This is a genomic window from Micromonospora sp. MW-13, assembly GCF_003434305.1.
Classification (GTDB): domain Bacteria; phylum Actinomycetota; class Actinomycetes; order Mycobacteriales; family Micromonosporaceae; genus Micromonospora.
Genome location: NZ_QKKX01000011.1, coordinates 282618 through 306605 on the forward strand (window position 1 = coordinate 282618; position 23988 = coordinate 306605).

Below are 23988 nucleotides of genomic sequence, written 5' to 3' on the forward strand. Positions count from 1 at the left end.
TCAGCGGGTCGAGAAGGCGGATCCGGACGGGTCACCGGTCTGCGGCCGGGCCAGGCAGTGCACGAGCCAGACGTCGGTACCGGTGAGCTGGATCGGCCACGCCTCGCGTACCCAGCCCGTGGTGGGCCGGCCGGCGGTGCGCGCGGCCATCACCGACGCCGAGCAGGCGGCGCCGATGTCGGCGCGGGCCAGCAGCTCGTCCTGGGGGATGTCGACCGCGTCGGCGGGCAGGTACGTCGCCGAGAAGGTCTCCCAGGCGTGGTCGGTCGTGCAGTCGACCCGGCGGGGTGGCATGGCGTTGCCACTGATCGAGGTCAAACCTCGCCAGCAGAGCGGTCGGGTGGGGCAGAACGCCGCGCCGCAGGAGGTGAATCCGGCCTGCCGGGCGGCGTCGTCCGTCGGCGCGGTGCTCGGCTGCCGCGGCCCGGCGCCGGACGCTGGCCCGTCGTGCCGGCCGGGGCCGGTGGCCTGCCAGAGCGCGACCCCGCCGACCAGCGCGATCACCGGCAGCGCGGCGAGCAGCGGCCACCGCCGGCGCGCCGTCCGTGGGCCGACGGCGGGGACCGGTGCCGCCCCGGGCCGGGCCGGTCCCGCAGGAGACGGGACGGCGACACCCGGCGGGGCCGCCGGTGGCGGTCGCCGCCCACCCGGGCCGGACCGTCCGTCGGCGGCAGCCCGGGCGGCGTCGGCCAGCGCGGCGGCGCAGGGCCAGCGGCCGGCCGGATCGGTGGCCAGGGCACGGTCGACGACGGCGAGCACCGGGTGGGGCAGGTCGCCGCCGAGGGGGCGCGGTACGGTCCGCACCCGCTGCAGGGCCATCGCGTACGGACTGTCCCCGGCGAACGGGCGATGCCCGGCGAGGCACTCGTAGGCGGTGAGCCCGAGGGCGTAGACGTCGCTGAGAGCGGTGGCTGGCTGCCCGAGCACCTGCTCCGGCGAGAGGTAGGAGGGAGTGCCCAGGACCGCGCCGGAGACGGTGAGATGGGTGCCGTCCCAGGTACGCGAGATCCCGAAGTCGGTGATCAGCACCGATCCGTTCCGGCGGATCAGCAGGTTGGCCGGTTTGACGTCCCGGTGCACGATCCCGCAGTCGTGCACGGCCTGTAGGCCGTCGGCCGCCTGGGCGATCAGGCGCATGGCGTCCTCCGGCGCCAGCCGCCCGGTGCGACGCAGCAACCCGGCGAGGGACTCGCCGTCGACGAACTCCATCACCAGGAAGGTGACGCCGTCGCCGCGTCCGTAGTCGTGGATCGACGCCACGGCGGGGTGGTTCACGCTGGCCATGGCCTTAGCCTCCGCCAGGAAGCGGCGGGCGAAGTCCGGCTCGTCGGCCACCTCCGGGAGCATGGCCTTCACCGCGACGACCCGGCCGAGCACCTCGTCGACCGCCCGCCACACCTCGCCCATGCCGCCCGCGCCGATCCGGGTGTCCAGCCGGTAACGGCCGCCGAGCCTCAGGCCGGAGTGCAGCATTCGTCTCACCGTCCGTGCGTCGGATCGCCCCGGCGCGGACCGAGGGCCGCGCCATCATGCCACGCCGTGCCGAACCCGCCGCCCGCCGTCCGGGCTTGCGCGGTGGTCCCGCCCCGGGACCGGCCCCGTCCGCCACCGATCGCTGCGATGTCGCAGCTCAGCGCCCGATTGCGGAGCGGGAAGGGCCTTGCCACGGCTCCGGGTGAGGTGTACAACTACATGCAGCTAGGTGCATACCTAGTTAGCTACCGGCATGCACCAGTGGGAGGTTTGGCGTGGACCGCCTCAGAATTGGTGTGGTCGGTATCGGTGTCCAGGGTCAGCTGCACGTCCGCGCGCTGCGCGACGTGCGGCAGGCGGAGTTGGTGGCCGTGGCCGACGTCTCACCGCAGAACCGCGGCTGGGCGAGAGCAACCTGGGGGTCCGGGCCGTCCCGGAGATCGAGGCGCTGCTCGACGAGGTCGACGCGGTGAGCATCTGGGATTCACCCCCACCGCCAACGACCTGCCCGACTTCGCCGACGTCTCGCTCGACTGACGGGCTCTCCCGCCCACCACATCGCTCACCACGAACCGGACCCGGAGGACCCTGCGATGGCGGCACCACCGCACGCCCGGCAACCGCTGCTGGCGGTCGACGACCTCGTCGTCTCGTTCCGCGGCCCGCTCGGCGCCTACCGTGCGCTCAACGGCGGCTCGTTCCACGTCGACGCCGGCGAGACGCTGGCCATCCTCGGCGAATCCGGGTCCGGCAAGTCGGTCACCATGCGGGCGGTGATGGCGCTGCTGCCCCGGCACAGCGCGCAGATCGAACGTGGCACCATCCGCTACGACGGGGAGGACCTCTCCGCGCAGCCGGCACGCCGCACCCGGGAGCTGTCCAGCACCGAACTGGCCATGGTCTTCCAGGACTCACTGACCGCGCTCGGCCCGGCGGCGCGGGTCTACGACGAGCCGGCCCACCCCTACACCCGAGCGCTGATCTCGGCGGCGCCGGTGCCCCGGCCCTGGACGGCGCCACCGCGCGAACGCATCGTGCTCACCGGCGAGGTGCCCTCACCGGCCGCGCCCCCGTCGGGCTGCCGGTTCCTCACCCGGTGTCCGCTCGCCCAGCCCCGCTGCGCGCAGCGGACACCCGAACTGCGCGTCGTCGCCGGCCGCGAGGTGGCCTGCCACTACGCCGAGGAGAGCCAAGCCGGCCGGGCGCCGGCCGCCACGGGGGCGGCCCGGTGACCGGCGGCACCGACGCCGTCCGCGTCGGCGTCGATCTCGGCCAGGGCGGCTGCCGCGCGGTCGCGTGCCAGGGCCCCCACACCGGCCACGCCCGTACCCAGGGATTCTGGGGCGCCGACCCGGACGTCCTGGTCACCGACGCGGTGACCGCCGCGCTGGCCGACCTGGGGCCGACCCGGGGCTCGCTGGTGCGGGTCGGGGTCGGCATGACCGGTCTCAACGGCCAGTCGCCGCCCACCGCACCGCTTCGGCGCCGGCTGCGGGCGGCCGGCCTGCGCGGCACCCTGCGGATCGCCGACGACAGCGTCACCGCCTACCTCGGCGCCCTCGGCCCGGTTCCCGGCGCGGTGGTCGCCGCCGGCACCGGGGTGGTGGTGCTGGCAGTCGGGGCCGACGGCGGCGCCGCCCGCGCCGACGGCTGGGGCGCCGCACTCGGCGACCGGGGATCTGGCCACTGGATCGGCCGGGCCGCCGTCCGCCGGGCCCTGCGCGACCTCGACCGGGGCACGCCCGGGCCGTTGGGCGACGCGGTGAGCGCCGCCTGGGGGCCGGTAGCGACCCTGCCGGCCCGCTGGCGGGAGAGCCCACCGACCCCGGAACGGGTCGCCGGCTTCTCCGTCACGGTCGCGGAGCTGGCCCGGGCCGGGGACCCCGCCGCCCGGCTGATCTGGCGGACGGCCGGCCGGCTGCTCGCCGAGTCGGCGGTCGGCGCGCTGCGCCGGGCCGGGCTCGCCGACGCCGAGGTGCCGGTCTCCGGCACCGGTGGCCTCTTCCAGGCCACCGACCTGCTGCTGCCCTCCTTCACCCGGGTGCTGCGAGCCGGGGCACCCACCGCGCGGCCGGTCCCGGCCACCGGCGATCCACTCGCCGGGGCGCTGGCCCTGGCCGGACCCGCCACCGGTCCGCCGGCTCTGACCGGACTGACCACTCATGTCGACATCGAGGAAAGGGCAGAACACCGATGAACGTGGCCGAGGCCATCCGTGGACGGTTGGTCGTCTCGTGCCAGGCCCAGGAACCCAGCCCGTTCCTGGACGTCCCACACATGATGGCGATGGCGAGCGCGGCCGTGCTGGGTGGCGCCGCCGGACTGCGCGGTCAGGGGGTGGCCCACGTGCGGGGCATGTCCGAGCTCGGGGTACCGGTGATCGGACTGATCAAGCGGAGCACCCCCGGCAGCCCGGTCTACATCACCCCGACCGAGGCCGACGTGACGGCGCTGACCGGGGCCGGTGCCCGGATCGTGGCCGCCGACGCGACCGGACGGCCCCGCCCGGGCGGGGAGAAACTGGCCGACCTCATCACGGCGGCCCACGCCGGCGGCGCGCTGTTCATGGCCGACGTGGACGGTCTGGACGCCGCTCTCGCCGCGGTCGACGCCGGAGCCGACCTGGTCGGTACGACGCTGGCCGGCTACACCACCGGCACGGCCGTACCGGACGAGCCGGACATCGCGCTGGTCGGCGCGATCAGCCGGCGCTGTCCCGTTCCGGTCATCGCGGAGGGGCGGTACCGTACCCCTGCCCAGGTCGCGGCGGCCTTCGATGAGGGCGCCTGGGCCGTCGTCGTCGGAACCGCGATCTCCGACCCGGTCAACACCACCCGCCGGTTCGCGTACGCCTGCCCACATTCTCCCGTGGAGTCGTGATGACCACCAAACTGAGCCGGACTCGCACCGAACTGCGCCGCCGGGTCGCCGAGCTGACGGCCCACGCGGCCCTGCCCCGGGAGCGGGACCTCGCCGAGGAACTGGGCGTCAGCCGGACGACGCTGCGTCAGGCCCTGCGCGAACTGCTCGACGACGGGCTGATCTACACCATTCGGGGCCAGGGCACCTTCGTCTCCGACACCCGGATCGCCAAGGGCACCAGCCTCAGTGGATTCACCGAGGACATGCTGACCCGGGGACTGACTCCGAGCAGCAAGACCATCGAGACGGACGCGGTGGTCGCCAGGGAGGCCCTGGCCAGCGAACTCGGCCTGCCCGAGGGGTCCCTGCTCTACCGGTTGGAGCGGCTGCGGATGGCCGACGGCGCGCCGATGTGCCTGGAGGAGGTGCACCTGCCCGCCGAACTCTTCCCCGGCCTGCTGGTCGAGAACCTCGACGGGGCGCTCTACGAGACCATGCGGGAGCGGTACCAGATCCAGGTGACCGTGGCCCAGCAGATGATCGCCGCCGTCGTGCCCAACCAGCGGCAGTGCGAGCTACTGGAGATCCCACCCACCTCGGCACTGCTCGAAGTACGGCGGATCGGCTTCGACGGTCGCGGCCGGACGGTGGAACGGGCGGTCTCGCTCTACCGCGGCGATCGGTACCACTTCTCGCTGACCGCACGACGAGGGGAGAGCGGCTGATGAGCCGCACCGGAAGGACCAACGAAGGACACACCGACGTGCTGGTCGTCGGCGGCGGGGTGGGCGGGGTGGGCCGCGTCGCCGCCGCGCTGGCCGCCTGCGAGGGCGGCGCCCGGGTGGTGGTCGTCGAACCGTGCACGTGGATCGGGGGGCAGCTCACCTCGCAGGCGGTGTCCCCGGACGAGCACCGCTAGATCGAGACCCACGGCTCGACCAGCAGCTACCGCCGGTTCCGCCAGGGCGTGCGGTCGTACTACCGGGACTGGTACGCACTGGCCCCGGCCAGGGCCGGGGAGCTGCTCAACCCGGGCAACTGCTGGGTCAGCCCGCGGCGTCCGGCCTTCGGTCCGCCAGGTGAGCCTGCTGCTCGGCGCCACCGGCGTGGCCGCCCTCGTCTCGCAGCTTCCGGTCGCGCTCGGGGCCAGCCCCGGCACGAAGCTGCTGCTGTGGTTCGTGTCCGCGCCCTTCATGGTCGTGGCCGTGGTGTTGCTGCTACAGATGGCCTCGATCCAGCCCGGGCCCGACGATCATGATTCCGGTGGGTCCCGACCGCACCGGCCTGTCGACGGGTGAGGAGGGGTTCGGGAGCCCGAAGACCAACCGTCGCAGGGACGAGTGGGGTCTTTCGCCCGCCGACGGCGGTCTCGGCGCGCTGGACTCCGTCCGCTCGGCTGAGAGGTCCACCTGATGACGATCACAACCCTCGATTCGCTCGCGTGCCCGTCGAGTGCCCGACCTGCGGATCCCGGTACCGCCACCGCGCGTCGACGAGTTCCGCGACCGACTTCGATCGATTCGGGGTTTGCCGTCGCGCTTCAGCCGGGGAATGATCCATGCATGGCTACGAGTGTGTCCCCTGCCCGCCTCCGCGCCCTACGGACGCGCACGGCCGAGATGGTGGGGCAACTCGGCCGCCTGGTCTCGGTCGAGACGCCCTCCGATGACCTGTCGGCCTGCCGGGCCGGGGCGGAGGCGGTGTCCGCCCTCGGCGAGGAGATCGTCGGCGGGCCCCCGGAACCCGTCGAGATCGACGGCCGGATCCACCTGCGGTGGCGCTGGCCAGCCGCGCCGGGCCAGCCGACCGCCGCCCTGATCGGCCACTACGACACCGTCTGGCCGTTGGGCACCCTGGACCGCTGGCCGTTCACCATCGACGAGGCAGCCGGGACCGCGACCGGCCCCGGCTGCTTCGACATGAAGGCCGGGATCGTGCAGCTCTTCCACGCCGTGGCGGCGCTGCCGGACCGCGCCGGCCTGGAGATCCTGCTGACCGGCGACGAGGAGATCGGGTCCCCCACCAGCCACAAGCTCGTGCAGGAGACGGCCCGCCGCTGCGACGCCGCTCTCATCCTCGAACCCTCCGTCGACGGAGCGGTGAAGACGAGTCGCAAGGGGATCGGCCGGTACCGCTTCGACGTGCACGGACGCGCGGCCCACGCCGGGCTGGACCCGGAGCTCGGCCGCAACGCGCTGACCGTGCTGGGTCGCCTGCTGCTCGACGTCGGGGAACTCACCCGGCCCGACCTCGGCACGACCGTCACGCCGACCCTGGCCGGTGGCGGCACCGCCGGCAACGTGGTGCCCGCGCACGCCTGGCTGGGGGTCGACGTCCGGGTCGCCGTCGAGGACGAGGCGAAGCGGGTGGACGAGGAACTGCGCTCCCTCAAGCCCATCCTGCCCGACGTGTTCGTCTCCCTCGCCGGTGGGGCGAGCCGGCCGCCGCTGCCGGCGTCCTCCACCGCGGCCCTGTTCGCGCGCGCCGCGGCCCTCGCGCCGGCGCTGGGCCTCGGCCCGTTGCGGGGCACCGGCGTCGGTGGCGGGTCGGACGGCAACTTCACCGCGGCGGCGGGTTGTCCCACACTCGACGGTCTCGGCGCGGTGGGGGACGGCGCGCACTCCGAGGGCGAGTACGTCGTCGTCGCCGCCATGCCGGATCGGGCGGCGTTGGTGGCGGAACTGGTCGAGGACATCCGCCGGAACCAGGATGGGGGTCCGGGTAATCGCTGACCTGGTGTCTGGACGCGGCGGCGGGCAGTTCGCCGCCGCCGGTGTCATCGTTTCGGGGGCCGTCGCCGTGGCTGCCTGCGCCGGCGGGTCGATCGGTGCGCTGACCGGGACGGTCTCGGCCCTGGCGGCCGTCGGGTTGGTCGTGCTGGCCCTGGTCGCGGGCCGCCTCGCAGCCGGACTCGCCGTCCGCCGCGAGACGGCGGCGGCCCGGTCCGTGGTGGCCGACCTCGTCGACGCGGCCAACCGGGGCGACCACCAGGCCGTCGTGCGGCAGATGCCCCCGGAGCAGCACCAGATCGTGCCGCCGGAGTCACTCGCCAGCCATTTTCCCGGGCACGTGGTCAACTGCGAGGTTCGGCGGGCCCAGATCGTTCGGGACCGGTCCCGGCCGCGCGGGTCCGGCAGGCTCGGCAAGTTCGTGATCCGGATCGTCGACCGGGCGGGCTCCGGCACCGACTACGTCTTCCTGCTGGTGAAGCAGGGGCGTGACTGGAAGGTCGAGAACTGGGGCGAGGGCGACGACCTCGACCTGGTGGAGTTCGGGCTGGCGTAGGCGGGCCGGCCTGCGGTGCCACCGCGAGCAGCGGCGACCGCGGTCGTACCTGTTCGCCGTCCGACGGGGCCGGACCGACGACGACCACCCCGCGCCGACTCGGGCGGTGGCTCCGACAGGTGGTCGGGATCGGCGCGGCCGGAGGCCGGAGCGCCCGGCCACCACCACCCGATGCCGGACGAGTCGGCGGCGACTGCGCTGCGGCCCTACGGAGCCCGGAGCAGGCGATCGGCAGCCGGGATTCCCCGCCCCGCCCGGCGACGCCGGGCCCCGCCGGCGGGCCCGCTGGTCAGTGGCGGTTGGCGTACGCCCGGACCTTGGCCCGGTTGCCGCAGATGGCCATGGTGCACCAGCGCCGCCGGCCCCGGGGATCGAGGAACAGCCACCCGCAGTCGGTGCCGGGGCAGGCCCGGACGTGGGCCCTCGCCGGCGTGCAGAGCAAATCCGCGGCGGCCCGCGCGCACGCGAGCAGCGGCAGGTCGAGTGGGTTGTCCGGGGCGAGGGTCCAGGAGGCGACGCCGTCCGGGCCCGCCGTCAGGCGTGCGGCGGCGGCGGCCCGCCGGGCCTGGGCGGCGACGGCGCCGAACGCCACGGCGTCGCCCGGGTCGAGGAGGAGGGTACGCAGGCGGGCCCGGAAGGACCGCGTCGCGGCCAGGCTCCGCTCGGCCGCTTCAGGTTCCCGGCGCGCGGTGGTGCGCAGCCGCCGCACGGTGGGCCCGTCGAGCAGCGAGGCGTGCCCGGCCCAGGTGGCGAGGTGGTCGTAGCCGCGCAGCCATTCCCGGTGCGGGCCCGGGGGTTCGTCCCAGCCGGCCCAGGTGTTGCAGAGCTCCAGCCCCGGATGGCCGGCGAGCAGCACTGGCATCCGGAGGCCGTCGACATCGGTCCAATGCACGACACCAGTATGCCTTGACCGACCCTCCACTAACCAGACACTCTCTACACACCGGTTAGCCCTATGAGACTGGTTAGGTGAGGCATGTTGCTGTCCAAGGTCATGTCCCCGGCCCTACGGGTCGTGCTGATGCTCGCCGCGGTGACGGCGGCGGTGACCCCCGCGCCCGCCGCGACGGCCGGCACCGACCGTTCCGCCGATCGGTCGCGCCAGCCCGAGCCCTGGCGGCCCTGGATACAGGAGGAGTGGGTCGCTCCGGCCGGCCGGTACTGCGCGTTTCCGCTACGGGTCCACGTCGTCTCGCAGGACGTCCGGGTCCGGGTGGTCGACCGGTATCCCGACGGGGCCGTCCGGCGGGAGGAGTTCGCCGGCCCGCTCGTGGTCGACTTCGTCGACGACACCACGGGACGGACGACGCGCCAGGACGCGGGCGGGTCCGGCGTGGCCGAGTATCGCCCGGACGGCGGGTGGCTGCGGTACACCATCGTCGGTCCCGCGGGCTTCGGGTTCCGGCCCGGGGACCGCTACCCGCAGGGCTACTACCTGCTCGACGGGCTGCACGTCATCACGTTCGACGGTGACGGAACCCGCCGGATGGCGGTCGCCCTCGGCAACCAGGACAACGTGTGCCAGACGCTCGCCGGCTCGGCCTGACCGGTTCCGGTCAGGTGGACGGCGAGGTGGTCCCGGCGATCGCGCCGGACCCGGCCGCGGCTGGACCGGCCGCCGGGACCGGGCACCGGTGGCGGATCGCGGCCTGGGCGGTGCTGACCAGTACCAGCGGGCTGACCACCGCCTCCGTGGTGGCCTGGTGCGCGGCGGCCCCGCCCTGGCACCCGTGGATGCTCTACACGCTGGTGGACCTGGTGGTCGGCGCGGTCTACGGGGTGGTCGCCTGGCTGACCCTGCTGCGCCGGACCCACCTGGCCGCCTGGATCATGGCCGCGGCGGGCGTCGGCGGGTCGCTGTCGGCGGCGGCGGCCTGCTGGGGCATGGTGGCGTACCGCTGGCCCGACCTGTGGATGACCGGGCAGCTCGCCGGCGTCGCGTACTGGGCCTGGGTGCCCGGCTTCTACGCCCTCGTCGTGGTGCTGCCCTGGCTCCTGCCGGTACGGCCGCTCGACCGGAGCACCCGGGTCGCCGTCGGCGTCGGCGCCGTACTCATCGTGGTCGCACAGGCGTGCGCCCTCACCCTGCCCGGTGGCCTGCACGCGATCCCGCTCACCGACGCCACCCTGCTCGCGGCCCGCGCGGCGGTCGACCCATGGCTGGAGCCCGCGCTCGTCGTGCTCGGCGTCGCCGCCGCCGTCGGCGTGCTGGCCCGTCGCCGTACCCTGCCCCGGCAGCAGCGGCACGGTCTCGGTTGGCTCGCCATCGGCACCCTGCTGCTGGCGGCGGCCTTCCTGCCGCTCGCGCTGAACCCGGCCTTCCAGGTCGCCGTCCCGGTGCCGTTCGCCCCGCTGCTCATGCTCGGCGCCCAGGCGTTCTTCCCCGCCTCCGTGCTGGTCGTGGTGCTGCGTCAGCGGCTGTGGGGCCTGGAGCTGACCATCCGCCGGACCCTGGTCTGGGCGTTGATGACCGGGCTGGTGATCAGCGCGTACGTCGTGGGCGTGCTGCTGCTCGGTGCGGTCACGCCGGCGACCTCGGCGGTGCCCGAGGCCGTGGTGACCGCACTGCTCGCCGCCGGCTTCCAACCCGCCCGCGCCTGGGTGCAACGCAGGGTGGACCGGCTGGTGCACGGCGACGACGGGCAGCGCCTGATCCGGCAGGTCGCCGACCGGCTGCGCGCGGCGGAGCGCAGCACCCGGATGCTCGACGCGGTGGCGGACGGCATCGCCGACTCGTTACGGCTGGCCGCGGTCGCCGTCACCCTCACCGGGGCCCCGCCGGTGCCGCCGCGCCGGCCCCCGGCCTGGGACGGTCCGGCGGCGGGCGGGCCGGCCCTGGTGGTGTGCCTGGCCAGCGGGAACCGGCCGGTGGGAGAGCTGTGGGCCTGGCCCCGCCCCGGTGAGCGGCTGGACGGGCGGACCGCCGCCCTGCTGCACGACCTGGCGCCGGTCGTCACCGCGCTCGCCGAACTCGCCCTCGCCCAGCGCGACCTGGACCGCTCCCGGGTACGGCTGGCGCAGAGCAGGGACGAGGAGCGCCGCAAGCTGCGTCGCGACCTGCACGACGACCTGGGGCCGGCGATCAGCGGAGTCGCGCTCGCGCTCACCGCGGGACGCAACATGCTGCGCCCGCACCGCTGCCTGCCGGAGATCACGGCAGCCGACGACCTGCTCGGACAGCTCGTCGCCGAGATGGACCGCCAGGCGACGGGAATCCGGGAGATCGCCCGGGACCTCGTGCCGCCACTGCTGGAGGGCGGCGGGCTGCGGCCGGCGCTGTACCGCCTGCGGGAGCGGTACGCCGATGCCGGGTTGACGGTGCTGGTGCGGGCGTCCGAGGTGGCACTGCCCGAAACCGTGGCGACCGCGGTGTACGGCATCGTGGGCGAGGCCGTGCGCAACGTGCGCCGGCACGCCGGTGTGGACCGCTGCGCCATCGACGTCTCGGTGGGGTCCGGCCGCCTGGTCGTGTGCGTCACGGACGAGGGGGTGGGCATCCCCGCCCCGCTGGTCGCCGGCGTCGGCACCGCGTCGATGCGAGAACGCGCGGAGGGCATCGGGGCCGCGCTCACCATCGCGCGGGCGAATCCCGAGCACGCCCGCCCCGGTACCACCGTCCAGCTTGTGCTGCCCGTACCGGCGCCCGTGGCCCACTGAGGAAATGGGTATCTGCGTCCGGCCGGCCCCATCAGTCCGGCCGGCAACGATCCGTTGCATCCTCGATTCGATATCCGTCATCCGTGATTCTCGACGAACTGCCCGTGTATAGATCCTGTACTTCGTCTGGATATCAGCTCAGTAACGTCATGGGCATCCAATCGAGAAAGGAACGACAATGGTCAAGCTCATCGGATCCCTGGCGGACCGGATCACCCGGTTCGCCGCACCGTCGGTGACCGCCGACGCGGCCCCCGTCTGCCGCGACGAGTACTCGCACTGCGCGACCGGCTGTTCATTTTCGCGGAATCGGCTCGCGTACGACCGCATCTGCAACGGTATCTACCAGTACACCTGGTACGCCGACTGCGGCACCTGCGCGGACTGATCGAGTGAGGTAGCCCGGCGACTCCGGAATGGCGGTATGCGATATCCGGACTCGCCAGCGGATTCGGCGTGGCACCCGGACCGGCCCCGTCGCGATACTGCGGCGGGGCCGGTCCGGGTGCCACGGATATTTGCGAATGAAGGACCCGTGCAATGTGCCGGACAAGGAGCACCGTCCCGACCGGCAGCGTTCAGTCGGCGCCCCGGTAACCGGTGGACTGCAGGGCGAACAACCGGGCGTACGTGCCCCCGACAGCCAGCAGTTCCTGGTGGCCGCCCAACTCGGTGATGCGTCCCCCGTCGAGTACCGCGATCTGGCTGGCGTCGCGCAGGGTGCCCAGCCGGTGGGAGATCAGCAGGCTGGTCTGGCCCTCCCGGTGGGCCCGCAGTCGGGCGTGGATCTCGTATTCGGCCTCCGCGTCCAGACCCGAGCTGGGCTCGTCGAGGATCAGCAGGTCACGCTGGTCCCTGAGGAACGCCCGGGCCAGCGCCAGGCGCTGCCACTGGCCACCGGAGAGCAGCACCCCGCCCTTCGGGTCGTCGACGTCCGGATCCCGGAACATCCGACTGAGTAGCGTGTCGTACCCCTTGGGCAGTCGGCTGATGGCGTCGTGCGCGCCCGCCCGGCGGGCCGCTGCGGTCAGCCGGGTCTGGTCGTCGATGGCCGAGAGGTCGCCGAGCGCGATGTTCTCCCGGGCGGACAGGTCATAGCAGGTGTAGTCCTGGAAGACTGTGCTCATCCGTTCGCGCAGGCTCGCCGGGTCGAACTCGCGGAGGTCGACACCGTCCCAGAGCACCCTGCCCCGGGTCGGGTCGTAGAGTCGGCAGAGCAGCTTGACCATGGTGGACTTTCCCGCCCCGTTCTCGCCGACCAGCGCCGCGGCCGTGCCGAACCCGATGGTCAGGTCGACGCCGCGCAGGATCCACGGCTGGTCGTCGCCGTAGCGGAACCACACGTCCTGGAACTCGATGCCCTGGCGCAGTGGCGGCACCGGCCGGGGATCGGCCGGCACCGGCAGGTCCGGCGGTGTCGCGATCACCGCGTGGTAGTGCCCGAACATCAGCAGTGCCTCGTGGACGACGGACAGGTTCCGGACCGCGCCGGCCAGCGAGCCCTGGGTGCCCGCCACCGCGGCGACGAAGATCGCCACGTCTCCGATGCTCAGCCGTCCGGAGAGCGCTGCGGTGGCCGCCCAGACCAGTCCGGCACCGGCCAGCGTCGCGGAGAGCAGCGACAGGCCGCCCTGGGTGCCCAGCACCCGGCGGTCCAACCGGCGGCGCTGACCGTTGATCGTGCGCAGCTCGACCAGCATCCGGTCCCGGAAGAAACCGGCCGTGCCGAACAGCCGCACCTCCTTGGCCGCCTGGAGATTGCGCAGCAGGTCGGCGTAGAAGATCTCGCGCCGCTCGGTAGGACCGAGCCGCCAGGCCAGCCGGGCCCGCCGCCGGTTCAGCATCAGCTCCGCGACGAGCGCGGGGATCGCCGCCAGTAGCAGGGCCACCGTCATCACCGGGCTGAGCAGCGCCATCGTGACCAGGAAGCCGCCCATCGTCAGGATCGCCTGGAGCAGCCCCAGCAGCCCGCCGAGGACTTGGCCGGGACTGTCCGCGCCGGCCTGGTGAGCGAGCATCAGCCGGTCGTAGAACGGGGGATCCTCCAGCCGGACCAGGCCCGGCAGGTTACCCACCGTGGTGAAGATCCGGTCCCGGGCGGCCAGCCGCACCCGCCGTCCCAGCTCGGCGGACGCGTAGTTGACCAGTTGCGGAAGGAAGGCGAGTAGCACACCCACCACGGCCAGGGCGACCGCCAGCCGGACCAGTTCGGCCAGGCCGCTGCCCGTTCGCTCGGCGATCCGGTCAAGCAGCAGCTTGGTCAGCCAGGCCGAGGCGACCGGTCCCGCGCCGGCGCAGACGCTGACCACGGCGAGTAGCGCTGCCATGCCCGGGGCTGCCCGGAAGGCCAGCACCATGGCGGCCGGTCCGGCGACCATCCGGCCGAGCGGCCCGGGCGGCGCGTCGACGTCCGCCCCGGCCGCCCGGGCCGACGGGGTGGTGGCTGCCTTCGTGGTGACGGTCATACCGACACAGCGGTGGGCAGGTCGGCCACCCTGCGGGTGGCGGTGCCGATGACGCCACCCTGGTCGACCACGCCGAAGGCCGGAGAGCCCTCGACGCCGAAGGCGGTCTGCACCGGACCGGTGGGTTCCTCCACGACCACCCGGGCCACCGGGCGGAACTGTTCGGCGTACGCGGGCGCGTCCGCGCCACCGCTGACGATGACGAGGACCTGCTCCCGGCCGCCGGGCAGATCGGCGGCGTACCGGAGGAATCTGGGTGCCGCCACCTCGCACGGACGGCACCCGGGGCTGAAGAAGGCCACCACGGTCGGAGTCGGCAGGAGCGAGGAGGAGAGGTGCTCGCCGGTGGTGGTGACCGCGGTGAACGGCGCCATCTCGGCGGCCATCGGGCGCGGCCGGACAGCCACCTCGGGCTGGCCGGTCGGCAACCGGGCGTCATGTTCACGTAACCGTCGGATCACTCCCACGGTGAGGACCAGGTTCGACAGGCAGACGACGCCAAGGAGGCTCACTGCTGCGACGATGTACGGCACGGGGCAACCTCGCTCTCTCAGGACTCGACGGGGGGACGGCGGGAAGGACCGACCACGGTGAGCGGCGCCGGGGCGAACAGGTCGACGAGGTCGTCGAAGATGACGAACCCGCCGGCCAGCAGCGCGCCCCCCAGCGCCGCCAGGACGGCGCCGGCCGGGGCGGGGGCACCGGTCGGCCCGGCGACCGACGCGGTGACCAGGCCGGTGCCGGCAACCGACAGCAGCAGCAGGTTACGGACGATGTGAACACCTCGCAGCGGCTTGTCGCCGGAGCCGAAACAGCGGCAGGGCACCCGGACGCCACGGCGCAGCGTGACCGCGACGACCGCGGTGAGGGTGGCCAGCAGCAGCAGTGCGAGGGCCAGGCCGGCGATCACCGCCAGCCGGCCGGCCGCCGCGCCGGCACCCGCGAGTACGAGGGCCGGTGCGGCGGCGAGCAGCAGTGACACGCCCGCCTCGGCGGCCACGGCCAGCACCGACGCCGGAAGCCCCCACCGGACCGGCACGACCCCGGTCATCAGCACCGACTCGGTGAACGACTCGAAGGACGAGCGGCTGCGCACCTTGCCGGCCACCGCGGCGACGAAGACGGTGGCGATCATGCCGGCGAAGCCGATGACGACGTACCACACAGGTGGCTCCCAACTCTCCGTGGTGGACCGTCCCGACGCTAGGAGAACCTCATACAGGCCGGGATACGCGCGGCATACAACCCGTGGTCAGGACGCCGGCTCGGGCGTGCCGGGTTGCCGGGTCATCCGGCGTACCACCCTGCCCACCAGACGGTCGGCGGAGTAGTAGCCGCGCGCCCGGGAGTCGTGGCTGGCGGTGGCGTTGTCGCCGAGCAGCACGAGGCGCCCCGACGGCACGACCGACTCGGGTACGGCACTCAGGGCCGGCACGTCGGGGCCGGGTACCGGATCACCGGGAAGTGCGCGTACCCGTTTGATCACGAACGGGCCGTTGCGCCCGCCGATCGGCGTCGCGGGACCGCCGCTCCCGTCGTCCGACCCCACACCGCGTCGTCGGTGGGCCACGGTCGCCGGGCCGGACGACCCGGATGCCACTTCGGGCGGGGCGACCGGGTCGAGCAGGACGACCACGTCCGAGAGCCGTAGCCGCCGGACGGGGAGACGGCGGACCAGCAACCGGTCACCGTGCTGGTAGGTGGGCTCCATACTCGCCCCCCGGACGGTGACCACCAGACAGCGGTACCGAATCCAGAGCAGCCCGCCGGCTACGGCGGTTACGGTCAGTCCGACGGCGATCGGATAAGCAGTCACGAATACCTCCTCGGTGGTTTCGCGGGCAGAGTCGGCGCAGGCGGATCAGCGCAGGCAGGTCAGCCCGACCGGGGCGTAGCGGTCGGGCCCTACCCGGTGCAGCAGATGCTCGTCGACCAGCCGGTCCAACGCCGCCTCCGCCGTGCCGACCGGCACCGTCAGCAGGGTGGCGGCGCCCGACGGAGTCAGCTCCGGCGGGCCGTGCCGCCGGATCACCCCCAGTAGCCTCGCGGCGGCGGGATCGGAAGGGTGCAGCTCGCGGCCTATCCCGCACAGCACGTCGGCCAGCCGCCCGTCACGATGCCGCAGCTCGGAGAGTTGGCAGCGGCCGTCGATCAGCGTGTCCAGGAAATCCGGCAGCGACCAGTGCGGCCGGTCCGCCAACAGGGCCCCGACCGCTCGGAGGACCAGGGGCAGGTGCTGGCAGCGCCGGGCGATCTCGGCGGTGGCCGTCGGTGCCCTGGCGACGCGTTCGGCGCCCGCCAGTGCTGCGATCAGGGTCTCGGCCTCTGCTGGCCGCAGCGCGCCGACGGTCAGCCGGTCGGCGTGGTCGAGCATGGGGGTGCGACGGCCGGTCACCAGGGCCGTGCAGCCGGCACCGGTGGGCAGCAGTTCGTCGACCGACGCGGTGTCGTCGGCGTTGTCGATGACCACCAGGAGCCGACGCCCGACGGTCAACGACCGGTACCGGGCCGACGCCTCGGCGAGGCTTCCGGCGACGCCACCGAGAGGATCACCGAGGGCACGCAGAAGGGCTTGGATGATCACCGCAGGATCCGCCTTGTCCGGCCCACCAAGGTCCGCGTAGAGCTGGCCGTCGGGGAACCGGTCGGTCACCATCCCGGCCACCCGCAACGCCAGCGCGGACTTGCCGGTCCCGGGTGGGCCGTCGACCGCGACTACTCGGGCCTGCCCGGGATCGGCGAGCACCAGCTCGGCCAGCCGCGCACACTCGCGGTCCCGACCGACGAACAGGGCCGGTCGGGGAAGCTGTCGTGGCACCTCCTGGTCTGCCGCCGGCGGAGCTACGGCGACCACCTCGGTACGACCCCAGCCGCTCGGCACCGGATCACGGTGCAGTACGGCCCGTTGCGCCGCCAGCAGATTGGGACCGGGTTCGAGACCCAACTGCTCGGCGAGGACGGCGCGGGCCTCGCCATAGGCGGTCAGCGCGCCGGAGGCGTCGCCGGACGCGTGCAGTGCGCGGATCAGCAGCGTCCAGGCGTGTTCCCGCAGCGGGTCGTCGCCGAGCAGGACGCGCATGTCGGCGATCACCTCGATGGTGCGATCGAGTGCCAGCAGGATCTCCGCGCGTTCCTCCGCCACGGCCAACCGCTGCTCCTCCAGCGCCGCCAACCTCGCCGCCAACGGCCGACCGCAGGGCACGCCGCCACCGGCCGGTCCCCGCCACAGGCGCAACGCCGCCGTCAGCCGGGCCGCCGCGTCGAGACGGTCCCCCCGGCCGAGCGCCGACCGCCCGTCCGCGACCAGGCTCTCGAACCTGTGCACGTCGACCCGTCGCGGAGACAAGGCCAGTTCGTACGCGCCGCTGCGGCAGACCATCTCCACCTCCGGCGAGCCGGCCAGCCATCGGCGTACGCACATGGCGTACGTCCGCAGATTGGCCACAGCGGAGGTGGGCGGCCGCCCATCCCAGAGCGCATCGGTCAGCCAGTCCAGGGACACCTGCCGGTTGACGTTCAGGAGCATCGCCAGCAGGAACACCCGGGGCTTGACGCCGCCGATCCGGACCACCCGTCTGCGCCGGCCCACCTCCACCGGCCCGAGCACCCGGAAGTCCCCGGCCAGTGGGCCCTCGTCCGCCGGCCCCGTGCTCCCTCCCGGGGACCCGGCGGGTGCATCCGAACGACCGAGCATACGTATTCCTCCTCGTAATGATCGGGAATTCAAATCTGCCCAGTGGCACGCGGGATGGCCAAGGCGAGCCCCGTCCGGGATTGTCCCGAACAGGGCCGAACAGGGCCGAACAGGGCCGAACAGGTGAGACAGCAGGTGACGACGTGGAAGGCAGGCCGGCCGGGGCTGTGGCGCGGGCATACGCGACAGGGCCCGCCCGAGCCGGACGACACCACTGCCCACGAGCTGTGGTGTCAGGCTCGGCAGGATGGGGGCCGTGCGGTGCCAGACTGGCCGCCATGACGGCGATCGACAACCTGGCGCTGACCAACTACGGGCACTTCACCACGATGCGGGTGCAGGACGGCGCGGTCCGCGGCCTCGGCCTGCACCTCGACCGGCTGGTCACCGACTGCGCCACGGTGTTCGGGGCCGAGCTGTCCCGCGGGTACGTCCGGGAGCGGATCCGCGAGGCGATCGCCGAAGCCGACGGCCCGCTGACGGTCCGGGTCACCGTGGCCGACCCCGGCCTGCGGCTCAGCCACCCCGCCGCCCCGGCCGAGCCGCACGTGCTGGTCACCACGCGCGCCGCCACGCCGCAGGCGCAGCCGCCGATGCGGGTGCGCACCACCGCCTACGTACGCGATGTGCCCGCGGTCAAGCACGCCGGCCTGTTCGGCCCGCTGTTCGAACGCCGCCGCGCCCAGCTCGACGGCTACGACGACGCGCTGTTCACCGACGGCGGCGGACGGGTCACCGAGGGGCCGACCTGGAACGTCGGCTTCGTCGACGGCGGCACCGTGGTCTGGCCGCTGGCCGACGTGCTGCCCGGCGTGACCATGCGGCTGCTCGCCGCGGCTCACGACGGCCCGCAGCGCACCGAGCCGGTCGAGCTGTCCCGGCTGGCCGGCATGGCGACCGCCTTCGCCACCAACGCGGCCGGCGCGATCCGGCCGATCGCCGCCGTCGACGGGACCACGTTCGCGACCGGTCACCCGATCATCGGTTTGCTGCGCCGGCGGTACGCCGGGATCGCACCGGAAGCCGTCTGACCGCGACGGGCGGGCCGCCGAGCGGTGGGCCGCCGGCTCTTCCACCCCTCTCGCCGGATACGGTACCGCTCCCACCGCAGCCGTCGGTCCACCGCGTCGCCCGGCGGCGGGGCCGCCGGTCAGCCGCCCGTCGACCGGACCTTGCCGGTCGCCGCGGTACTCCCTCCAGGGGGTCTGGGGCCGGCCGTCGACGAAAGTCGGACAACGGGCCCGACTGCCAGCCCCAGTCGTGGTGTCCCGGGGTCAGCACTCGATGACGTTGACCGCGAGTCCCCCCTGTGCGGTCTCCTTGTACTTCGTCTTCATGTCGGCACCGGTGTCCCGCATGGTCTTGATCACCACGTCCAGCGAGACCAGCGGCCGGCTCTCCCGGCGCAGCGCCATCCGGGCCGCGTTGATCGCCTTGACCGCGCCGATGGCGTTGCGTTCGATGCACGGAATCTGCACCAGGCCGCCGACCGGGTCGCAGGTGAGACCGAGGTTGTGCTCCATGGCGACCTCGGCGGCACACTCCACCTGCTGCGGCGTGCCGCCGAGCACCTCGGTCAGCCCGGCGGCGGCCATCGAGCAGGCGGTGCCGACCTCCCCCTGGCAGCCCACCTCGGCGCCGGAGATCGAGGCGGTCTGCTTGTAGATCGCACCGATCGCACCGGCGACCAGCAGGAACCGGACCACCCCGGCGTCGTCGCCGCCCGGCACGAACCGCAGGTAGTAGGACAGGACGGCCGGGACTATCCCGGCGGCGCCGTTGGTCGGCGCGGTCACCACCCTGCCGCCGGCGGCGTTCTCCTCGTTGACCGCGAGGGCGAAGAGGTTGACCCACTCCATCGCCCGCAGCGGATCGGCCGGGTCCTCCTCGCGCAGCAACCGCTCGTGCAGGTGCCGTGCGCGGCGGGGCACCCGCAGCGGACCGGGCAGCGCCCCGTCCCGGGTCAACCCACGCACGACGCAGTCCTGCATCGCGGTCCAGACGCGCAGCAGTCCGTCGCGAACCTCCTGCTCGGTCCGCAGCGCCAGCTCGTTGGCCAGGCTGATCTCGCTGATCGGCAGGCCGGTCTCCGCGCAGTGGGCAAGCAGTTCGGTGGCGGTGCGGTACGGGTACCGGGCGTCGGCTGCCTCCTGCTGACGGATGCGGCCGGTGTGGTCGGCGACCGAGCCGCCCCCGACCGAGTAGTAGTCCCGGCCGCACAGCTCCCCGCCGTGGCGGTCGAACGCCCGCAGCCGCATCCCGTTGGGGTGCATCGGCAGCGACTCACGCCGGTGCAGCCGCACGTGCTCTGCCTCGCGGAAGGCGATGGGATGCGTGCCGAGCAGGCGGAGCACACCGGTGGTCCGGACCGTCGCGATCCGGGTCGGCACCGCGTCGGGGTCGACCTCGTCGGGTGACTCCCCCTCCAGGCCGAGGATCACGGCGAGGTCCGTGCCGTGCCCGATGCCGGTGCTGCCCAGCGAGCCGAACAGCTCGACCCGCACCTGGGCGACCCGCGCCAGCAGGCCCAGGTCGCGCAACTCGACGGCGAAGGTACGAGCGGCCCGCATCGGGCCGACGGTGTGCGAGCTGGACGGGCCGATGCCCACCCGGAACAGGTCGAAGACGCTGACGACGGCGGCCGGTGGGTGGTCGGTCATCCGAGTTGTCCTCCGTAGACCGGACGCCGGTCGGCGAGCTGGTCGACCCGCGCCCGCAGCGCCTCACCGACCTCCGGCTCGGTCAGCGCGGTGGCGATGACGTCGGCCACCTCGACGAAGTCGTGCTCGTCGAAGCCCCGGGTGGCCAGCCCCGAGGTGCCGATCCGCAGCCCCGAGGTGACCATCGGCGGGCGGGGGTCGAACGGCACCGCGTTGCGGTTGACGGTGATCCCGACCTCCTGGAGCAGCCGTTCGGCCTGGGCGCCGTCCAACTCGGCCTGCCTCAGGTCGACCAAGACCAGATGCACGTCGGTGCCCCCGCTGACCACCCGGATCCCGGCGTCGCCCACGTCGGTCGCGGCAAGGCGTTCGGCGACGATCCGGGCTCCCCGCAGCGCCCGCCGCTGCTGGTCGCGGAACTCTTCCCCGGCAGCGATCCGGAAGGCCACCGCCTTGGCCGCGATCGCGTGTTCCAGCGGGCCACCCTGTTGGCCGGGGAACACCGCCGAGTCCAGCCGGCGGGCGAGTTCGGTGTCCGCGCTGAGGATGGCGCCACCGCGGGGGCCGCCGAGCGTCTTGTGCGTGGTCAGGGTCACCACGTGCGCGTGCGGTACGGGGTTGGGATGCAACCCTGCGGCGACCAGCCCGGCGAAGTGCGCCATGTCGACGAGCAGGTACGCGCCGACGGCGTCGGCGATCCGCCGGAACCGCGCGACGTCCAGCACTCTCGGGTACGCCGACCAGCCCGCCACGATCAGCTTCGGCCGGTGTTCACGCGCGAGCCGTTCGACCTCGTCCATGTCGATCAGGAAGGTCTCGGCGTCCACCCGGTAGCCCACCGCCCGGTACAGCCGGCCCGAGAAGTTGACCCGCATCCCGTGCGTCAGGTGACCGCCGTGCGCCAGGTCCAGGCCGAGGATGGCGTCGCCCGGCGCGAGCAGGGCCGTCATCACCGCCGCGTTGGCCTGGGAGCCGGAGTGCGGCTGCACGTTGGCGTAGGCCGCCCCGAACAGCAGCCGGGCCCGTTCGATCGCCAGCCGCTCGATGGCGTCGACATGCTCGCAGCCGCCGTAGTACCGCCGGCCCGGGTAGCCCTCGGCGTACTTGTTGGTGAGCACCGAGCCCTGCGCCTGCAGGACGGCCCGGGGCGCGAGGTTCTCCGAGGCGATCATGCCGAGGGTCCGCTGCTGGCGCCGCAGCTCGGCGGTGACCGCCGTGGCGATCTCCGGGTCGGCGTCGCGCAGGTCGTCGTCGAGTACAGCCACGGTGGCCTCCGTCAGTGGGGTTCGGTGAGGTAGGTGCGGTACTCGTCGGCCGTCATCAGCTCCGGCGGGTCGGTCACCCGCAGCCGGAACAGCCAGCCGTCCCCGTAGGGGTCGCTGCCGATCAGGCTCGGGTCGGCGACGACCGCCTCGTTGGTCGCGAGGATCCGGCCGGTCACCGGCATGTACAGCTCGGCCACCGACTTGGTGGACTCGACCTCGCCGCAGACCTCCCCGGCTACCAGGTGGGTGCCCGGGTCGGGCAGTTCGACGTAGACCACGTCGCCGAGCGCCGAGGCGGCGAAGGCGGTGATGCCGACCGACGCCGGCTCGACGCTGTCGTCGACCCACTCGTGGTTGGCGCTGTAGCGCAGGCGCGCGGGAACATCCATTTCCACTATCTCTTCCTCTTCCGGCAGGGATGCGCGTCAGCGCGGACGGCGGTAGAAGGGCAGCGTGGCGGGCGTGGCCGAGAGGTGACCGACCAGCGCGTGGTCGAGCACAGCCGGGGCCAACGGTCCGTAGACCTCGATCTGTCCCATGTGGCTGAGGTCGAACAGGCCGGCCCGTTCTCGTACGGCCGGTGGTGCTCGGCGGTCTCGCTGCCTTGACGTCCTCTCCGCCCTGAAGGGCGAAGATTCCGGTCTGCTACACCCCCGAGGGGACAAGCTCCCGGCGGGTTACCCCTTCCCTGCGCGGTGCCGGGACAAGTCCCGGTCTTACCTGCGCTCCACGGTCGTTGAGGTCCGCCCGTCCGGCGGCCCTGATGTTGCGGGCGGCGTTGACGTCCCGGTCGTGGTGGCTGCCGCAGGGGCAGTCCCACGCTCGGACGTCCAACGCCATCTTGTCGTTGATCCGAGCGCAGTCGGAGCACATGCGGGTGGACGGGAAGAACCTGTCCGCCCGGGCGAACGTGCGCCCGTACCGGGCGGCCTTGTACTCCAACATGCCGGTGAAGCTGGCCCACCCGGCGTCGTGCACGGACTTCGCGAGCTTCGTACGGCCCAGGCCGGTCACGCACAGGTCCTCGACGTACACCGCTTGATTGTCGCGGATCAACGTCGTGGACAGTTTGTGCTGCCAGTCTCGCCGGGTGTCGGCCACCCGCGCATGGGCACGGGCGACCCTCACGACGGCCTTCTTCCGGTTGTTCGATCCCTTGGCCTTCCGAGACAGATCCTGCTGCAACCGTTTGAGCTTGCGGGTGGCCCGGCGCAGGAACTTCGGTGCGGCGATCTTCGTGCCGTCGGACATGACCGCAAAGTGGGTTAGGCCCAGGTCGATGCCCACCTCCGAGGCGATCGGCGGCAACGTCTCGTCCGTCCTGGTAGTCACGACGAACGACGCGAAGTACCGTCCGGCCGCATCCCGGATGATCGTCACACTCGACGGCTCGGACGGAAGTGTCCGCGACCACCGGACCTCCAGATCGCCGACCTTCGGCAACCTGAGGCAGCCATTGTCGAGGACCTTGAATCGGGCGTTCTTCGTGAAGCGGATAGCTTGCCGGTTGTCCTTGCGGGACCGGAACCGGGGCGGTGCCGCCTTGCAGCCTTTCCGCTTCCCGGACAGGGAGGCGAAAAAGTTGCGGTACGCCGTGTTCAGGTCCGCGAGTGCCTGCTGCAACACCACCGAGGACACTTCGGCCAGCCACGCCCGCTCCGGCATCGCCCTGGCCTCGGTGATCAGCCTGCGGGACAGCTCCCCATCCGAGACGTACTTCTCGCCCGCCTCCCGTGCCTGCTGACGCAGACGCAGCCCGTCGTTGAACACCACCCGCGCGCACCCGAACGCCCGAGCCAGCGAATCCTGCTGGGCAGGCGTCGGGTACACGCGGAAGTTGTACCGAAGCTGCACAGCTACAGTCTGCCATTGGTCTATGGCTGAATCTGGTGACGTTCGTACTGGCAGACACTGCGTTTTTGCGCACTAGCCCGCATTTGGTAGCGCAGCGGCATGGACCAACCGGCGAACCCGGTGAACCGGGCGCCCAGCTCGACGTGCACGGCGTGCAGGGGTGGGCGGGTCAGGGTCGTCGGACTCTGATACATGGAGGCACTCCTTCGTCCCGACGCGGTCGCGTCGTACGGTCGGTTGCCTCCCGCTCTGTCATGGACCTGAGAGCTTCACCGCCGGGCGGCGGTTTGCACCGTGGGTGAGACGACGGATCGTCTGCTTTCCAGAGTTCACCTCGCCCGCGCGGTAACGGGGCCTGAGAGTTTCTTGGGAGTTTGCTCCTTCGGCGCCCCGACGAATGGCCGGGGGCTCTCCCGCGCGGGTTCGAACGGTGTCTGTGCAGTTGTGGGCGATGCTGCCCGCGACCCTAGGCGACCGGCCGAACACGTGTCAACGATGCGGCGCCGACTGTCCTACCCGGACCACGGCGGGCTCCTGGCCCGCCCGTGCGGTCGAAGGTCCGGGCCACGCGGGGCCCACCAGCGGCCCCGAAGATCGATCATCAACAATTCTTTACATGGTGTGTGATGTGTGCCATTGTACTGGCCACGCCCGGCGCGACGCCGATTCATATCGACGAACGTCGAATGCGAACGACACCCTCCGGAGCGGAGGAACCGCCCTACCAACGCCCGCTGACCTGCGCGGAGGTCCGCAGAAACTCCCCCGCGCCC

Annotated in this window: 24 protein-coding genes and 1 riboswitch; of the genes, 12 read left to right on the forward strand and 12 right to left on the reverse strand. The window is 72.9% G+C overall.

What is annotated here, in order from left to right:
• Positions 1–1473 (reverse strand): serine/threonine-protein kinase, encoded by a 1473-nt coding sequence (locus C5N14_RS08920; RefSeq protein ID WP_117667384.1) that lies wholly within the window; start codon positions 1471–1473, stop codon positions 1–3.
• A gap of 593 nt (positions 1474–2066) precedes the next feature.
• Between C5N14_RS08920 and C5N14_RS08925 the strand changes: the two genes are divergently transcribed.
• The 8 genes from C5N14_RS08925 to C5N14_RS08955 all read left to right on the forward strand — a co-directional run bounded on the left by C5N14_RS08925 (position 2067) and on the right by C5N14_RS08955 (position 7620).
• A complete protein-coding gene (locus C5N14_RS08925) occupies positions 2067–2705 on the forward strand; it encodes an oligopeptide/dipeptide ABC transporter ATP-binding protein (RefSeq protein WP_117667386.1) in 639 nt (212 codons plus the stop codon).
• A complete protein-coding gene (locus C5N14_RS08930; protein WP_207892663.1) occupies positions 2702–3670 on the forward strand; it encodes a BadF/BadG/BcrA/BcrD ATPase family protein in 969 nt (322 codons plus the stop codon). The genes C5N14_RS08925 and C5N14_RS08930 overlap by 4 nt, the downstream gene beginning before the upstream one ends.
• Entirely contained in the window at positions 3667–4353 is a 687-nt protein-coding gene (locus C5N14_RS08935) for an N-acetylmannosamine-6-phosphate 2-epimerase (protein WP_117667390.1), read from the forward strand. The genes C5N14_RS08930 and C5N14_RS08935 overlap by 4 nt, the downstream gene beginning before the upstream one ends.
• Positions 4353–5060 (forward strand): GntR family transcriptional regulator, encoded by a 708-nt coding sequence (locus C5N14_RS08940; RefSeq protein ID WP_117667392.1) that lies wholly within the window; start codon positions 4353–4355, stop codon positions 5058–5060. Before C5N14_RS08935 ends, C5N14_RS08940 begins: the two co-directional genes overlap by 1 nt.
• On the forward strand, positions 5060–5254 hold the full coding sequence (locus tag C5N14_RS32940; RefSeq protein WP_243639338.1) for an FAD-dependent oxidoreductase: 195 nt from the start codon (positions 5060–5062) through the stop codon (positions 5252–5254). The genes C5N14_RS08940 and C5N14_RS32940 overlap by 1 nt, the downstream gene beginning before the upstream one ends.
• 160 nt (positions 5255–5414) lie before the next feature.
• Positions 5415–5633, forward strand: coding sequence for a hypothetical protein (locus C5N14_RS32945; RefSeq protein WP_243639340.1), 219 nt, complete (start codon positions 5415–5417; stop codon positions 5631–5633).
• 264 nt (positions 5634–5897) lie between these two features.
• Positions 5898–7067: a M20/M25/M40 family metallo-hydrolase gene (locus C5N14_RS08950; protein ID WP_117667394.1), complete on the forward strand. Its 1170-nt coding sequence runs from the start codon at positions 5898–5900 to the stop codon at positions 7065–7067.
• 4 nt (positions 7068–7071) lie between these two features.
• Complete coding sequence (locus tag C5N14_RS08955; RefSeq protein ID WP_117667396.1) at positions 7072–7620, forward strand: hypothetical protein; 549 nt, start codon at positions 7072–7074, stop codon at positions 7618–7620.
• Between the two features lie 289 nt (positions 7621–7909).
• On the opposite strand, the gene C5N14_RS32950 is transcribed toward C5N14_RS08955, so the two are convergent.
• On the reverse strand, positions 7910–8512 hold the full coding sequence (locus C5N14_RS32950; RefSeq protein WP_128763541.1) for a CGNR zinc finger domain-containing protein: 603 nt from the start codon (positions 8510–8512) through the stop codon (positions 7910–7912).
• Positions 8513–8596: 84 nt separating this feature from the next.
• On the opposite strand from C5N14_RS32950, the gene C5N14_RS08965 reads away from it, so the two are divergent.
• The 3 genes from C5N14_RS08965 (at position 8597) to C5N14_RS08975 (ending at position 11665) form a co-directional block, all read left to right on the forward strand.
• Positions 8597–9166 carry a hypothetical protein gene (locus C5N14_RS08965; protein WP_117667399.1) on the forward strand — a complete coding sequence of 190 codons (570 nt, stop codon included), beginning with the start codon at positions 8597–8599 and terminating at the stop codon, positions 9164–9166.
• Positions 9139–11277: an ATP-binding protein gene (locus C5N14_RS08970; RefSeq protein WP_117667401.1), complete on the forward strand. Its 2139-nt coding sequence runs from the start codon at positions 9139–9141 to the stop codon at positions 11275–11277. Before C5N14_RS08965 ends, C5N14_RS08970 begins: the two co-directional genes overlap by 28 nt.
• Before the next feature lie 178 nt (positions 11278–11455).
• A complete protein-coding gene (locus C5N14_RS08975) occupies positions 11456–11665 on the forward strand; it encodes a hypothetical protein (protein ID WP_117667403.1) in 210 nt (69 codons plus the stop codon).
• Positions 11666–11855: 190 nt separating this feature from the next.
• On the opposite strand, the gene C5N14_RS08980 is transcribed toward C5N14_RS08975, so the two are convergent.
• From C5N14_RS08980 to C5N14_RS09000, 5 genes are all read right to left on the reverse strand, one after another.
• Positions 11856–13742 carry an ABC transporter ATP-binding protein gene (locus tag C5N14_RS08980; RefSeq protein WP_243639342.1) on the reverse strand — a complete coding sequence of 629 codons (1887 nt, stop codon included), beginning with the start codon at positions 13740–13742 and terminating at the stop codon, positions 11856–11858.
• Entirely contained in the window at positions 13739–14254 is a 516-nt protein-coding gene (locus C5N14_RS08985) for a peroxiredoxin (RefSeq protein ID WP_128763542.1), read from the reverse strand. The genes C5N14_RS08980 and C5N14_RS08985 overlap by 4 nt, the downstream gene beginning before the upstream one ends.
• 38 nt (positions 14255–14292) lie before the next feature.
• Positions 14293–14907 carry a MauE/DoxX family redox-associated membrane protein gene (locus C5N14_RS08990; RefSeq protein ID WP_117667407.1) on the reverse strand — a complete coding sequence of 205 codons (615 nt, stop codon included), beginning with the start codon at positions 14905–14907 and terminating at the stop codon, positions 14293–14295.
• A gap of 87 nt (positions 14908–14994) precedes the next feature.
• On the reverse strand, positions 14995–15558 hold the full coding sequence (locus C5N14_RS08995; RefSeq protein ID WP_243639343.1) for a S26 family signal peptidase: 564 nt from the start codon (positions 15556–15558) through the stop codon (positions 14995–14997).
• Between the two features lie 45 nt (positions 15559–15603).
• The gene (locus tag C5N14_RS09000) at positions 15604–17436 is read right to left on the reverse strand and encodes a BTAD domain-containing putative transcriptional regulator (protein ID WP_165878058.1); all 1833 of its coding nucleotides are present in this window, start codon (positions 17434–17436) and stop codon (positions 15604–15606) included.
• A 278-nt stretch (positions 17437–17714) separates the two neighbouring features.
• Here C5N14_RS09000 and C5N14_RS09005 point away from each other — a divergent pair, with 278 nt between their 5' ends.
• Entirely contained in the window at positions 17715–18467 is a 753-nt protein-coding gene (locus C5N14_RS09005; protein ID WP_117667413.1) for an aminotransferase class IV, read from the forward strand.
• 243 nt (positions 18468–18710) lie between these two features.
• Here C5N14_RS09005 and C5N14_RS09010 read toward each other — a convergent pair whose 3' ends face one another.
• The 5 genes from C5N14_RS09010 to C5N14_RS09030 all read right to left on the reverse strand — a co-directional run bounded on the left by C5N14_RS09010 (position 18711) and on the right by C5N14_RS09030 (position 23215).
• Positions 18711–20096: an L-serine ammonia-lyase gene (locus tag C5N14_RS09010; protein ID WP_117667415.1), complete on the reverse strand. Its 1386-nt coding sequence runs from the start codon at positions 20094–20096 to the stop codon at positions 18711–18713.
• Positions 20093–21361 carry a serine hydroxymethyltransferase gene (glyA, locus tag C5N14_RS09015; RefSeq protein WP_117667417.1) on the reverse strand — a complete coding sequence of 423 codons (1269 nt, stop codon included), beginning with the start codon at positions 21359–21361 and terminating at the stop codon, positions 20093–20095. Before glyA ends, C5N14_RS09010 begins: the two co-directional genes overlap by 4 nt.
• An 11-nt stretch (positions 21362–21372) precedes the next feature.
• The gene (gcvH, locus tag C5N14_RS09020; protein ID WP_117667419.1) at positions 21373–21750 is read right to left on the reverse strand and encodes a glycine cleavage system protein GcvH; all 378 of its coding nucleotides are present in this window, start codon (positions 21748–21750) and stop codon (positions 21373–21375) included.
• A gap of 36 nt (positions 21751–21786) precedes the next feature.
• Entirely contained in the window at positions 21787–21900 is a 114-nt protein-coding gene (locus C5N14_RS34130; protein WP_371685815.1) for a hypothetical protein, read from the reverse strand.
• A 106-nt stretch (positions 21901–22006) separates the two neighbouring features.
• On the reverse strand, positions 22007–23215 hold the full coding sequence (locus C5N14_RS09030) for an RNA-guided endonuclease TnpB family protein (RefSeq protein WP_117667423.1): 1209 nt from the start codon (positions 23213–23215) through the stop codon (positions 22007–22009).
• Between the two features lie 333 nt (positions 23216–23548).
• A riboswitch (glycine riboswitch) is annotated at positions 23549–23641 on the reverse strand.
• Between the last annotated feature and the right edge of the window lie 347 nt (positions 23642–23988).